Here is a 12,418-nt window from a genome sequence, read left to right on the forward strand (position 1 = left end):
TTTGGGCTAGAGACAGGCCCGACCCGCGACCCCAGAAGGCTCATCCACGATGAAATTCACCCTGTCCTGGCTGAAGGAGCACCTCGAGACCGAGGCCACGCTCGACGAGATCCTCTATGCGCTGACCGACCTCGGGCTCGAGGTCGAGGGCGTCGAGAACCCGGCCCGGGCCTTGCAGGAGTTTACCATCGGCAAGGTGCTCAGCGCCGAGCAGCATCCCGATGCCGACCGGCTGCGCGTCTGTCAGGTCGCGACCGGGCAGGGCGAGAAACAGATCGTCTGCGGCGCCCCTAATGCGCGCGAGGGTATCACCGTCGTGATCGCCCATACCGGCATGTACATTCCGGGCCTCGACATCACCATCCAGGTCGGCAAGATCCGCGGCGTCGAGAGCCATGGCATGATGTGCTCGGAGCGCGAGATGGAGCTGTCGGACGAGCATGACGGCATCATCGAGCTGCCCTCGGGCGAGGTCGGGCAGAGCTTCGTCGACTGGCTGGCGGCGAACGATCCGGCCAAGGTCGATCCGGTGATCGAGATCGCGATCACGCCGAACCGTCCCGATGCGCTGGGCATCCATGGCGTTGCACGCGATCTGGCCGCGCGCGGGATCGGGCGGCTGAAACCGGTCGAGGTCGCGCCGGTTGCGGGCAGCTTCCCCTGTCCGGTTGCCGTGACCATCGCCCCCGAGACCCAGGCGCGCGCCTGCCCGGTCTTCTATGGCCGTGCAATCCGCGGCGTGACGAACGGACCGTCGCCGAAATGGCTGCAACAGCGGCTGAGGGCGATCGGGCTTCGGCCGATCTCGGCGCTGGTCGATATCACCAACTACTTCACCTATGACATGAACCGGCCGCTTCATGTCTTCGACATCGCCAGGCTCGCCGGGGGGCTCCGGGTCCATGCCGCAGAGGGCGGCGAGGAATTCCTCGCGCTCGACGGCAAGACCTATGTCATGGAGCCCGGCATGACCGTGATCTCGGACGAGACCGGTGTCGAGAGCCTGGGCGGCGTGATGGGCGGCGAGGCGACGGGCTGTACCGAAGAGACTGTCGATGTCTTCCTCGAGGCCGCCTATTTCGACCCGATCCGCACCGCCATGACCGGCCGCGCGCTGAAGATCAATTCGGATGCGCGTTACCGTTTCGAACGCGGCATCGACCCGGCCTGGACGCCCGAGGGCATCGAGGCCGCGACCCGGATGATTCTGGATCTCTGCGGCGGCGAGGCCTCCGATGTGGTGGTCGCGGGGGCTGTCCCCGATATGGCGCGGGCCTATCGACTCGATACCGACCGGGTCGAAAGCCTTGTCGGCATGGAGATCCCGGCCGAGACCCAGCGCGCCACGCTGACGGCCCTTGGCTTCCGGATGGAGGGCGACATGGCGCATGTGCCGTCCTGGCGCCCCGATGTGCTAGGCGAGGCCGATCTGGTCGAGGAAGTGGCCCGCGTCGCCTCGCTGACCCGGCTCGAGGGCCGGCCGATGGCGCGGCCGCAGCCCGGTGTGCCGACCGCGATCCTGACGCCCATGCAGCGTCGCTCTTCGGCCGCGCGGCGGACCTGCGCGGCGCTTGGCTATAATGAATGCGTCACCTATTCCTTCGTCGACCGGGCCAGTGCAGCCCTGTTCGGCGGCGGCAGCGATGCGATGGCGCTGGACAACCCGATTTCCTCCGAGATGAGCCATATGCGGCCCGACCTGCTGCCGGGGCTGTTGCAGGCTGCGGCGCGGAACCAGGCGCGCGGCTTCGCCGATCTGGCGCTCTTTGAGGTCGGCCCCGCCTTCCAGGGCGCCGAACCGGGAGAACAGCATATCCAGGCGGCGGGGCTTCTGGTCGGCGCCTCGGCGCCGCGCGACCCCTATGGCTCGCGCCGGCCGGTCGATCTCTACGATGCCAAGGCCGATTGCGAGGCGGTGCTGGCCGCCATCGGTGCCCCCGCCAGGGCGCAGATCCTGCGCGAGGCGCCGGGCTGGTGGCATCCGGGCCGCTCGGGGCGGATCTGCCTCGGGCCCAAGAAGGTGCTCGCGACCTTCGGCGAGCTGCATCCGAAGGTGCTGGCCGAGATGAATGTGAAGGGCCCAGCGGTCGCCTTCACCGTCTTCGTCGAGGAACCGCCGATGCCGCGGCGCAAGAGTGCCACGCGGGATGCGCTGACGGTCTCTGACCTGCAGGCGGTCGAACGCGATTTCGCCTTCGTGCTGGATGCGGGCGTCGAGGCGATCAACGTGGTCAATGCCGCGGCCGGGGCCGACAAGGCGCTGATCGAGGAGGTCCGGGTCTTCGACGAATTCGTCGGCGGTGCGCTGGGCGAGGGCAAGAAGTCGCTGGCGATCACCGTGCGGCTGCAACCGACCGACAAGACCCTGACCGAGAAGGATATCGAGGCGGTCGGCCAGAAGATCGTGGCCAAGGTCGAGAAGGCGACGGGCGGCACGCTCCGGCGCTGAACCGCGCAAGGGAGGACGAGGCGATGTTTCAGTCCCGCGAGGCGGCCGGACGGCTGCTGGCCGAGAAGGTTCTGGCCGCGGCCCCGGAAAACCCCGTGCTGCTGGCGCTGCCCCCGGGGGGCGTGCCGGTCGCGGTCCCCGTGGCCGAGGCGCTGGGCTGTCCGCTCGATCTGACCTTCGTGCGCAAGATCGGGATGCCGGGCGATCCGGAGCGCGCGGTGGGCGCGGTGGTCGATGGCGCCATGCGCGAGGTCGTCCTCGAGGCCGATATCCTTGCCGCCGCAGGACTGAGCCAGGCCGATCTCGCAGCCGAGGTCGAGGCCCGCTTTGCCGATATCGCCGAGGCGCGCCGCCGCATTCTGGGCGGCCGCGCGCCCGAAAAGGTCTCGGGCCGCACTGCCATCCTTGTCGCCGACGGGCTTGCGACCGGTGCCTCGGTCCGCGCGGCATTGCGGGCGCTGCACAATCGCGGTCCGCTCGAGATCTGGCTGGCGGTCCCGGTCGGCCCGCAGGAGGTGGTCTGGAAGATGCGCGGGATGACCGACCGGCTGATCTTTCTGGACGCCCCCCGCGATTTCCGCGGCACGGCCGCCCATTACGCCGATTTCGCTCCGGTCGGGGATGACGAGGCGGCCCGGCTGCTCGACGGGGTGCGGGCGCGGCGCTGACGCCGCGCCGCTCGCATCAGGCGCTCAGACCGCCCTGCAGCGTCGGCACGTCGAGTGCCGAGAAGCCGTAATGGCGCAGCCAGCGCAGGTCGCTGTCGAAGAAGGCGCGCAGATCGGGAATGCCGTATTTCAGCATGGCCAGCCGGTCGATCCCGATGCCGAAGGCAAAGCCCTGCCACTCAGCGGGGTCGACGCCTGCCGCGCTCAGAACCTTGGGATGGACCATGCCCGAGCCGAGGATCTCCATCCAGTCGTCGCCCTCGCCGATCTTCAGCGAGCCGCCCGCCCAGGAGCAACGGATATCGACCTCGGCCGAAGGCTCGGTGAAGGGGAAATGCGAGGCGCGGAAGCGCAGCTCCACCCCCTCGACCTCGAAGAAGGCGCGGCAGAACTCTTCCAGCACCCATTTCAGGTTGGCCATCGAGATGTCGCGGCCGATCGCCAGCCCCTCGACCTGATGGAACATCGGCGTATGGGTCTGGTCGTAGTCGCAGCGATAGACCCGGCCCGGCGCGATCACCCGGATCGGCGCGCCGGTCTCCTGCATCGCGCGGATCTGCACCGGCGAGGTATGGGTGCGCAGCACATGCGGCGAACTGTTGTCGCCCTCGGCACGGGACATGAAGAAGGTGTCATGCTCCTGCCGGGCAGGGTGCTCGGGCGGGATGTTCAGCGCGTCGAAATTGAACCAGTCGGATTCGATCTGCGGCCCCTCGGCGACCGAAAAGCCCATATCGGCGAAGATCGCGGTGATCTCGTCGGTGACCTGGCTCACCGGATGGATCGTGCCCTGCCGCTGCGGTCGCCCGGGCAGCGTCACGTCCAGCCATTCGGCCCGAAGCCGCTCGTTCAGCGCGGCATCTGCCAGCGCCGCCTTCTTGGCCGCCAGCGCCGAATTGATCTCGTCCTTCAGCGCGTTCAGCTTCGGGCCCGCCTGCTGGCGCTCTTCGGGCGTCATCTTGCCCAATTCGCGCATCTTCAGGCTGACTTCGCCCTTCTTGCCGACGGCCTGCAGCCGCAGCTCTTCCAGCGCCGGCTCGTCGGCCGCATCGGCAATCGCGCCAAGATATTTCTGCCTGAGATCGTCCATGCGGGCCGCCCCTTCACATCCGTTCGGCGGCGTCGATAGCACAGCGCCCCAGGAAAGCAAATGCACCGCTCAACCCGATGCGCGCGCCAGAAGCCGCGCCAGTCGCGCCCGGGCCCCGGGCAGCGGCCGGTCGCCCAGCGCGGGCGCCAGCCGTTTCGAAAGGAAATGCCCGGTCAGGCGCAACCCTGCGGCAATCTCGCCGGGCAGCGCCGCTCCCTGGCCCATCAGGCAGGGCGGCAGCGGCAGCAGCCGGTCGGCCCAGTCGCCCGCCCCCGCCTGGCTGACCGCGCGGCCGCTTTTCGGCGAGACGAAGACCAGATCGTCGCGCGCGCCGGTGACCGCGCAGCGGCCGAGATCGAGCCCGAATCCCATCTCCTCCAGCAGGGCCATTTCCCAGCGCAGATAGGCCAGCGGCCAGTCCCCGTCCTCGCCCAGAAGATCGAGCAGCGCGACCGAGCGGGCGTAAAGTGCGGGATGCGGCGCCCGCTCGGGCAGGGCAAAGGCCAGAAGCGCCGTCACCGCATCGAGCCCGGCCAGCGCCGCCGGGTCGCCCATCACATGGCCGAGCCGGCTGCGCAGCGGCTCGACCGCGAAGGCGCCGAGATGATCCTCGAGCCGCGCCCTCCAGACCACCGAGAGCTGCGCGCCCGGCTGCAGCACCGGCGCCAGCCGCCGCCCCGCACCGCCCCGCACCACGCCCGGATGGCGGCCATGGCCGGGGGTGAACAGATCGACGATGGCCGAGCTCTCGCCATGCGGACGCATCGCCAGCACCACCCCCTCGTCACGCCACTCGATCACCGCCTCACCCCCGCTTCGGTCTTCTTCTTGGCGAAAATACCCATGACGTAGCGGTGCCGTCACGCAAGCCCGTCGGCATCCAGCAGATGGCGGCCGCCACGGTCCTCGACCTCGATCACCCAGAGATCCGGATCGAAGCCGCGCTGGCGCCCGATGGCGGCATCGACCCCGGCCTCGTCGCCTTCGGCCAGCTCCATCCAGCGCCGCTCGCCCGAACTCAGATCGAAGGCGCGCTGAAAGGCGCGGGCCTGCCCGTCGAGCGTGTTGAGCTTGACCAGAACCGCCCCGGCCGTGTCGTCGCCATGCGCCACCACGAAGGCCGGAATGCCCTCGAGCCTCAGCCGCGCCAGATAGGCCTGCACCCAGAATTCCGCGGTCAGACGCATGCCGCCTCCCCTTGGCCTGCCCGGCGCTTCGCTCTAGGCTGCGGGAAGGCTACAGAAAGAGGCTCGCGACCCATGAAGGCCATCCGCCATATTCCGCCGTTCTTCCTGATGATCTTCGGGGTCGGCATCCTGTTGAACCTCATCGTCCTGACCGGGCTGTCGCAGGCGCCCATCCTCGTCATCCTGCAGCTTTTCGCAACTCTGGCGATGTGCGCGGCGCTTTATGCGCTGATCATCCGGCATTTCATGACCCGTATCGGCGGGGCTTCCGGGACCGGCGGGTCCGACGCCTGAGGCCGCCTGCAGTCGGTCGCCTGCGCCCGGCCACCGGGCGCGCTACCGGCTCTCGGCTGCCCCGTATCCTGAGGCCTTAAGCGATTTCATCGCCCGGTTACAGGGGGGCGGTCACATCCTCAAAGGCGGGAAAGAGCTCCAGAGGCGAAAGAGCCCCGACACGGCCCGGCAGGGACTGCATGGCGCCTGCAAAGCCCCTGCCCAAAGTCCCGCCCGCGGGACGCGTCCCGCCTGAGCGAACAGCCGCATTCCTCGTGGAAAGGGCAAGGGGGCGCCTTCCGAAATTGGGCTCCGCAACAAGGTCTGGTCCAGGTGACAGGACCGGCACGAGGGCAGGGCCGGGGCGTGAGACCCGCGAGATGCGCCAGGTCAGGAAGATCAGACCAAGACGCTTTGGGCGGCCATTCCGCGAGACCCGACCGCCGCGTGACGCAATTCCGGATGTCACGGAGGGGGCATCCCGAGGCGCAGGGGCGTGAGCCCTTGCGCGGCGCAGGAGAGGACCGGCCGCGATCCCCGGTGTTTCGTCCGTCCGGCGCTCGGAACTTGCACCGGCGGACCGAACCGGCTACCGCGCGGCGCATGGACAGCTATGCGCCCCCCGACACGCCGCTCGAGATCCTGCATCACGACCACGAGCTTCTGGTGGTGAACAAACCCCCGGGCCTGCTTTCCGTGCCGGGCAAGGGGCCCGATCTGGCCGATTGCCTGCTGGCGCGCCTGCAGGCGGTCTTTCCCGAGACGCTGCTCGTGCACCGGCTCGACCGCGATACGTCGGGCGTCATGGTCTTTGCGCTGACCCCCCATGCCCAGCGCCATCTGGGCCTGCAATTCGAAAAGCGGCAGACGAAGAAGACCTATCTCGCCCGGGTCTGGGGACGGCTCGAGCCCAAGACCGGCACCGTCGATCTGCCGCTGATCGTCGACTGGCCGAACCGGCCGCGGCAGATGGTCGACCCCGAGAACGGCCGCCCGGCCATCACCGACTGGCGCGTCGTCCGCCATGAAGAGACCGCGACCCGGGTTCGACTGTTTCCGAAAACCGGGCGCAGCCATCAGCTTCGGGTGCATATGCTGGCATTGGGCCATCCGATCCTCGGCGATCCCTTCTATGCCGAAGGCCCGGCGCGCGAGGCGCCCAGGCTGATGCTGCATGCCGAGGCGCTGCGGCTGCGTCATCCCGATGGCGGCGCAGGCATGAATTTCACCTCCCGGGCGCCGTTCTGACACCCCTGCGACATGTCGCTTTTGCAGCTGCAGCAAAAAGGGGATGCACATGCAGCAACTGGAACCTATCTAAAGAGCGGAACGCGTTTCTCATTTCGAAAGGAGCCCCGCCCGTGTCCTTGCGCATCAACGACACCGCCCCGAATTTCACCGCCGAGACGACCGACGGTCCGATCAGCTTCCATGACTGGATCGGCGACAGCTATGCCGTCCTGTTCTCGCATCCGAAGGATTTCACCCCGGTCTGCACCACCGAATTCGCCGCCGCCGCCCGGCTCACGGGCGAGTTCGCCAGGCGCAATGCCAAAATCATCGGCCTGTCGGTCGACCCGGTCGAAGAGCATGCGAAATGGAAGGCCGATATCGAGACCCATGCCGGTTGCGACGCCTCCTTCCCGATCATCGCCGATGAGGGGCTGAAGGTCGCCAAGCTTTACGACATGCTGCCGGCCGAGGCCTATCTGCCCGACGGCCGCACGCCGAACGATTCCGCCACGGTGCGGACCACCTTCATCATCAATCCCGACAAGAAGATCGAGCTGATGCTGATCTATCCGATGACCGTGGGGCGCAATTTCGACGAGATCCTGCGGGTTCTCGACGCCATCCAGGCCAACAAGACCGGCCCCTTCGCCACGCCCGCCAACTGGCGCCCCGGCGAGGACGTGATCGTTGGCCTCTCGGTCTCGACCGAGGAGGCGCGCGCGAAGTTCGGCGAGGTCGAGGAGATCTTCCCCTATCTGCGCAAGGTCAAGCACGCCGGCTGAGCCCGGCCGCTCCTCCCGCTTGGCTTTGCCGGGGGGAGCGCCTATCTGGGGGGCGTCACGTCCCCGGGGGCCCGCGATGCGATCCGAACTGATCCTTTCGACCTACAACAATCCGCGGTCGCTGGCGCTCTGCCTCGAGTCTGTGGCCTGCCAGCGGGTCGCGCCCGGCAGCATCTGCGTCGCCGATGACGGCTCGGGCCCCGAGACGAAGGCGGTGATCGACGCCTTCGCCGCGCGCCATCCCGAGCTGACCCTCCGCCATCTCTGGCACGAGGATCGCGGCTTCGAGAAGGGCGCGATCCTGAACAAGGCCATTGCCAGCTCAACGGCCGATATCATCGTCTTCATCGACGGCGATGTGCTGATCCATCCAGATTTCGTCGGGCGGCATCTGGCGCTGACCCGGCCGGGTCGCTTCGCGACCGGCAGCCTGATCCGACTTGATGCCGAGGCCACCGCCGCCGTCACCCCCGGGCTGGTGCAGGACGGCACTGTCTTCGATCGCCGCTGGCTGTCGGAACATCGCGCGATCCGCAAGCTGTCGACCTGGCTCAAGACCCGGCCGTTTCCGGTGCCGGTCATGGCCGTGCTCGACCGGCTCTCGCCGGTGACGCGGGCGCTTTGCGGCGCCAATGCCTCGGTCTGGCGGGCGGATCTGCTCAGGATCAACGGCTATGACGAGACCATCAAATATGGCGGGCAGGACAAGCATCTGGGTGTGCGGCTGAACAATGCCGGGGTGACGGGCGTGCATCTGCGCTATTCCGCGCCGCTGATCCATCTCGACCATCCGCGCGGCTATGCCGACCCCGAGAAGATGCGCCGCCACAAGGCGCTGATCCGTGCCGCGCGCAAGAGCGACGTTTTCTGGACCCCGGATGGCATCGTCAAGGGCGAGGCCGTTGCGGAAGGCCGCGGCGGGAAGGCCTGACCGGGATGGGGTTCCCGATGGGCGGGCGTGGTCGGCCGGGGCCGCGCGGCGGGCGGTTCAAAGCGCCGATGCGCCAAGAAGGAGCCCGTACAGGATGAAGCAGGCCGCCAGCACCTGCCGGAGCCGGGTATTCATCACCGCCCCGAGCGCGAGCCTGCCGAGCCAGGCGCCGAGCGCGGTATAGGTGCTGTAGGACAGCGCCGTCAGCGTCAGTGCGGTCGGCACGATGGCGGTCATCTGCCGGGCGATCGGCACGCCCGGTTCGACGAATTGCGAGAAGGCGGCGAGGTAGCCCGCGACGCTTTTGGCATTTACCGTCGCGATCAGGAAGGCGCGGCCATAGATCGAGGCGCCCGAGGCGGGGCGCGGGGCAACCGCGATGGCGGCATTGCGCCAGCCCCGCAGCCCGAGCCAGATCAGCACGGCCGCGCCGACAAGCTTGGCCCAGCCAAAGACCGTGGGGCTGGATGCGATCAGCGCGGTGATGCCCGCCGCCGACAGGGTCAGGAACAGCGCCGCCTGGGTCAGGATCGCCGCCACGCCCCAAAGCGCGCGCGGCAGCCCGTGGGTCATGCCATTGGTGATGCAGTTGACCGCGTTCGGGCCCGGCGTGGTGACGAAGAGCGCCCAGAACAGTGCGAAGACGGCCCAGGCCCCGAGGCTCATCGCCGCGCGAAGGTCTGGGCCAGGAGCCGGGCCAGACCGTCGGCATCGGTCGCGTCGAAGGCGGCCGGTCGGTCGCTGTCGATATCGAGCACGCCCAGAAGCGCGCCCGTCCTGTCATGGACCGGCAGCACGATCTCCGAGCGGGTGGACGAAGCGCAGGCGATATGGCCCGGAAAGGCCAGGACATCGTCGACGATCTGAACCTCGCCGCTGCGGGCTGCCGCGCCGCAGACGCCCCGCGAGAACGGGATTGTCAGGCAGCCATGTCCGCCCTGATAGGGTCCGATCTTAAGCATTTCGGCACCGACATTGCGGTAAAAACCGGTCCAGTCGAAGCGGTCATCGGCATGGTGCAGCTCGCAGGCCATGGTCGCCATGAGCGCCACCGTGTCGGTCTCGCCTTCGGTCAGCGCCGCAAGCGTTTGCGACAGGGCATCATAATCGATACGCATTGTTCTCTCCGTCTCCGGCAGGTGCCCCCTTGCCGATCCTCTTGCCTCTCTGGCCTGCGGCGCGTCGCTCCCCTCTGCCTCGGGCCCGGCCCCTCTCTTAGCAGACCGGGGCCTTTCCGCCACGCCTTCCGTATCGCGGCGGTGATCCGGCGCAGGCCATGGTCCGGCGCCCGTCTGCGGCCATACCCGCAGAGAGCATCATGCTGGCTGTGATCCGGGGATTTTCCGGGAGGGCTGGGATGGCATGCAGGACGTGCCCGGCGGGAGATCTGCGCTGCATCCGTCCGGTATGCCCGCCGACAGGGGCTCGCGCCGTGAAAAGGGCCGTGAAAAGGGCCTGAACAGATCGTGTCGGCATGGTCCGGGTCAGGATGTTCAGCCGGAGCATTGCCGGGAAAACCCGATCCTGCCCGGGCCGGAAAGCCCGGCATCGGTCCGGGGGAAACGGAAAGAGGCGCGGCCCTCGCGGACCGCGCCCCTTTCTTCCGGATATTCCGAAGCCCTTATTCGTCGGCTTCCTTTTCCTTGGGGGCTTCCTCGCCGGTGGCCTGGTCGATGCATTTCATCGACAGACGCACCTTGCCGCGATCGTCGAAGCCCAGAAGCTTGACCCAGACCTCCTGGCCTTCCTTCAGCACGTCGGAAGGATGGTTCAGGCGGCGGTTCTCGATCTGGCTGACATGGACGAGGCCATCGCGCTTGCCGAAGAAGTTCACGAAGGCGCCGAAATCGACGATCTTGACGACGGTGCCCTTGTAGATCTTGCCTTCTTCCGGCTCGGCCACGATCGAGTAGATCATGTCATAGGCCTTCTTGATCGCATCGCCATTGGCCGAGGCGATCTTGATCACGCCATCGTCGTTGATGTCGACCTTGGCGCCAGACACTTCCACGATCTCGCGGATGACCTTGCCGCCCGAGCCGATCACTTCGCGGATCTTGTCGGTGGGAATGGTCATGGTCTCGATCCGCGGCGCATAGGCCGAGAAATCGCCGGCTTCGGTCAGTGCCTTGGCCATCTCGCCGAGGATGTGCATCCGGCCGTCCTTGGCCTGGGCCAGGGCTTTCTCCATGATCGCAGGCGTGATGCCCGCCACCTTGATGTCCATCTGCAGCGAGGTGATGCCCTTCTCGGTGCCCGCGACCTTGAAGTCCATGTCGCCGAGATGGTCCTCGTCGCCGAGGATGTCGGTCAGGACCGCGAATTCGCCATCCTCTTCCAGCACCAGACCCATGGCCACACCGGCCACCGGGGCTTTCAGCGGAACGCCCGCATCCATCATCGACAGCGAGCCGCCGCAGACGGTGGCCATCGAGGAGGACCCGTTCGATTCGGTGATCTCGGAGACCAGGCGGATCGTGTAGGGGAAGTCGGTGGGCGCGGGCAGAACCGCTTGCAGCGCGCGCCAGGCCAGCTTGCCATGGCCGATCTCGCGGCGACCGGGGCTGCCCACGCGGCCGACTTCGCCGACCGAATAGGGCGGGAAGTTGTAATGCAGCAGGAAGTTCGAGCGGAAGTTGCCGTGCAGGGCGTCGATGATCTGTTCGTCATCACCGGTGCCCAGCGTGGTCACGATCAGGCCCTGGGTCTCGCCGCGGGTGAACAGCGCCGAGCCATGCGTCCGGGGCAGAAGGCCCACTTCGCATTCGATCGGGCGCACCTGGGTCAGCGCGCGGCCGTCGATCCGGCGGCCATGCTTGACCACGTCCGAGCGCAGCACGGTCGATTCCAGCTTCTTCATCGCAGAGCCGAGATTCGGATCTGCCAGCTGCTCTTCGCTCAGCGTGGCCTTGATCTCGTCCTTGGCGGCAGACACCGCGGCGACGCGGGCCTGCTTGTCGGTGATGGCATAGGCGGCGCGCATCTTGTCTTCGCCGGCGGCCTTCACGGCGTCGTACAGCGCCGAATAGTCCGGAGGGGTGAAGTCGAAGGGTTCCTTCGCGGCCGCTTCGGCCAGGCTGACGATCAGGTCGCAGACCGGCTTGATGTTCTCATGGGCGAAGGTCACCGCGCCCAGCATCTCGGCCTCGGTCAGCTCGTAAGCTTCGGATTCGACCATCATCACCGCATCGCGGGTCCCGGCGACCACCAGGTCGAGGCGCTGATCGGGGTTGTTGCGCAGCCCCTGCATGTCGTCGACATCGGGGTTCAGCACGTATTCGCCGTCGACGAAGCCGACGCGGCAGCCGGCGATCGGGCCCATGAAGGGCACGCCCGAGATGGTCAGCGCGGCGGAGGCGGCGATCATCGCCACGATGTCCGGGTCATTGACCAGATCGTGGGACAGCACGGTGCACATCACCAGAACTTCGTTCTTGAAGCCGGGCACGAACAGCGGACGGATCGGACGGTCGATCAGGCGGGCGGTCAGCGTCTCTTTTTCGGACGGCCGCGCCTCGCGCTTGAAGAAGCCGCCGGGCACCTTGCCCGCAGCATAGTATTTTTCCTGGTAATGGACGGTGAGCGGGAAGAAATCCTGCCCTTCCTTCTGTTCCTTGGCGAAGGTCACGTTTGCCATGACCGTCGTTTCGCCCAGGGTGGCGATCACGGACCCGTCGGCCTGACGGGCAACCTTGCCCGTCTCCAGCGTGAGGGTCTCTTCCCCCCACTGCATCGATTTGGTCGTCACGTTGAACATTCAGCGTATCCTGCAAGGGAGCACTCCCGGGCCCTCCCGGGTCTCCCG

Annotated in this window: 12 protein-coding genes; 6 read left to right on the forward strand and 6 right to left on the reverse strand. The window is 67.5% G+C overall.

What is annotated here, in order from left to right; genetic code table 11:
* Positions 1–49 precede the first annotated feature (49 nt).
* Together pheT and B5V46_RS03180 are read left to right on the forward strand one after the other, a co-directional pair.
* On the forward strand, positions 50–2,449 hold the full coding sequence (gene pheT / locus B5V46_RS03175; RefSeq protein WP_080615242.1) for a phenylalanine--tRNA ligase subunit beta: 2,400 nt from the start codon (positions 50–52) through the stop codon (positions 2,447–2,449).
* A 23-nt stretch (positions 2,450–2,472) separates the two neighbouring features.
* Positions 2,473–3,117 carry a phosphoribosyltransferase gene (locus B5V46_RS03180; RefSeq protein ID WP_080615243.1) on the forward strand — a complete coding sequence of 215 codons (645 nt, stop codon included), beginning with the start codon at positions 2,473–2,475 and terminating at the stop codon, positions 3,115–3,117.
* Positions 3,118–3,133: 16 nt separating this feature from the next.
* On the opposite strand, the gene pheS is transcribed toward B5V46_RS03180, so the two are convergent.
* The 3 genes from pheS to B5V46_RS03195 form a co-directional block, all read right to left on the reverse strand.
* On the reverse strand, positions 3,134–4,207 hold the full coding sequence (gene pheS, locus B5V46_RS03185) for a phenylalanine--tRNA ligase subunit alpha (protein ID WP_080615244.1): 1,074 nt from the start codon (positions 4,205–4,207) through the stop codon (positions 3,134–3,136).
* Between the two features lie 69 nt (positions 4,208–4,276).
* A complete protein-coding gene (gene recO, locus B5V46_RS03190; protein ID WP_080617932.1) occupies positions 4,277–5,005 on the reverse strand; it encodes a DNA repair protein RecO in 729 nt (242 codons plus the stop codon).
* 62 nt (positions 5,006–5,067) lie between these two features.
* The gene (locus B5V46_RS03195; RefSeq protein ID WP_080615245.1) at positions 5,068–5,394 is read right to left on the reverse strand and encodes a DUF1491 family protein; all 327 of its coding nucleotides are present in this window, start codon (positions 5,392–5,394) and stop codon (positions 5,068–5,070) included.
* A gap of 72 nt (positions 5,395–5,466) precedes the next feature.
* On the opposite strand from B5V46_RS03195, the gene B5V46_RS03200 reads away from it, so the two are divergent.
* The 4 genes from B5V46_RS03200 (at position 5,467) to B5V46_RS03215 (ending at position 8,613) form a co-directional block, all read left to right on the forward strand.
* Positions 5,467–5,688 (forward strand): hypothetical protein, encoded by a 222-nt coding sequence (locus B5V46_RS03200; RefSeq protein WP_080615246.1) that lies wholly within the window; start codon positions 5,467–5,469, stop codon positions 5,686–5,688.
* Between the two features lie 582 nt (positions 5,689–6,270).
* Positions 6,271–6,915 carry an RluA family pseudouridine synthase gene (locus B5V46_RS03205; RefSeq protein WP_080615247.1) on the forward strand — a complete coding sequence of 215 codons (645 nt, stop codon included), beginning with the start codon at positions 6,271–6,273 and terminating at the stop codon, positions 6,913–6,915.
* A 113-nt stretch (positions 6,916–7,028) separates the two neighbouring features.
* Positions 7,029–7,682: a peroxiredoxin gene (locus B5V46_RS03210; RefSeq protein ID WP_080615248.1), complete on the forward strand. Its 654-nt coding sequence runs from the start codon at positions 7,029–7,031 to the stop codon at positions 7,680–7,682.
* 76 nt (positions 7,683–7,758) lie between these two features.
* Positions 7,759–8,613 carry a glycosyltransferase gene (locus B5V46_RS03215; protein WP_080615249.1) on the forward strand — a complete coding sequence of 285 codons (855 nt, stop codon included), beginning with the start codon at positions 7,759–7,761 and terminating at the stop codon, positions 8,611–8,613.
* 57 nt (positions 8,614–8,670) lie between these two features.
* Here the strand turns inward: B5V46_RS03215 and B5V46_RS03220 are convergent, their stop codons facing one another.
* The 3 genes from B5V46_RS03220 to pnp form a co-directional block, all read right to left on the reverse strand.
* A complete protein-coding gene (locus B5V46_RS03220; RefSeq protein ID WP_080615250.1) occupies positions 8,671–9,279 on the reverse strand; it encodes a LysE family translocator in 609 nt (202 codons plus the stop codon).
* On the reverse strand, positions 9,276–9,731 hold the full coding sequence (locus B5V46_RS03225) for a GAF domain-containing protein (RefSeq protein WP_080615251.1): 456 nt from the start codon (positions 9,729–9,731) through the stop codon (positions 9,276–9,278). Before B5V46_RS03225 ends, B5V46_RS03220 begins: the two co-directional genes overlap by 4 nt.
* A 503-nt stretch (positions 9,732–10,234) precedes the next feature.
* A complete protein-coding gene (pnp, locus tag B5V46_RS03230) occupies positions 10,235–12,370 on the reverse strand; it encodes a polyribonucleotide nucleotidyltransferase (RefSeq protein WP_080615252.1) in 2,136 nt (711 codons plus the stop codon).
* Between the last annotated feature and the right edge of the window lie 48 nt (positions 12,371–12,418).

This window comes from Rhodovulum sp. MB263 (assembly GCF_002073975.1).
Classification (GTDB): Bacteria; Pseudomonadota; Alphaproteobacteria; order Rhodobacterales; family Rhodobacteraceae; genus Rhodovulum.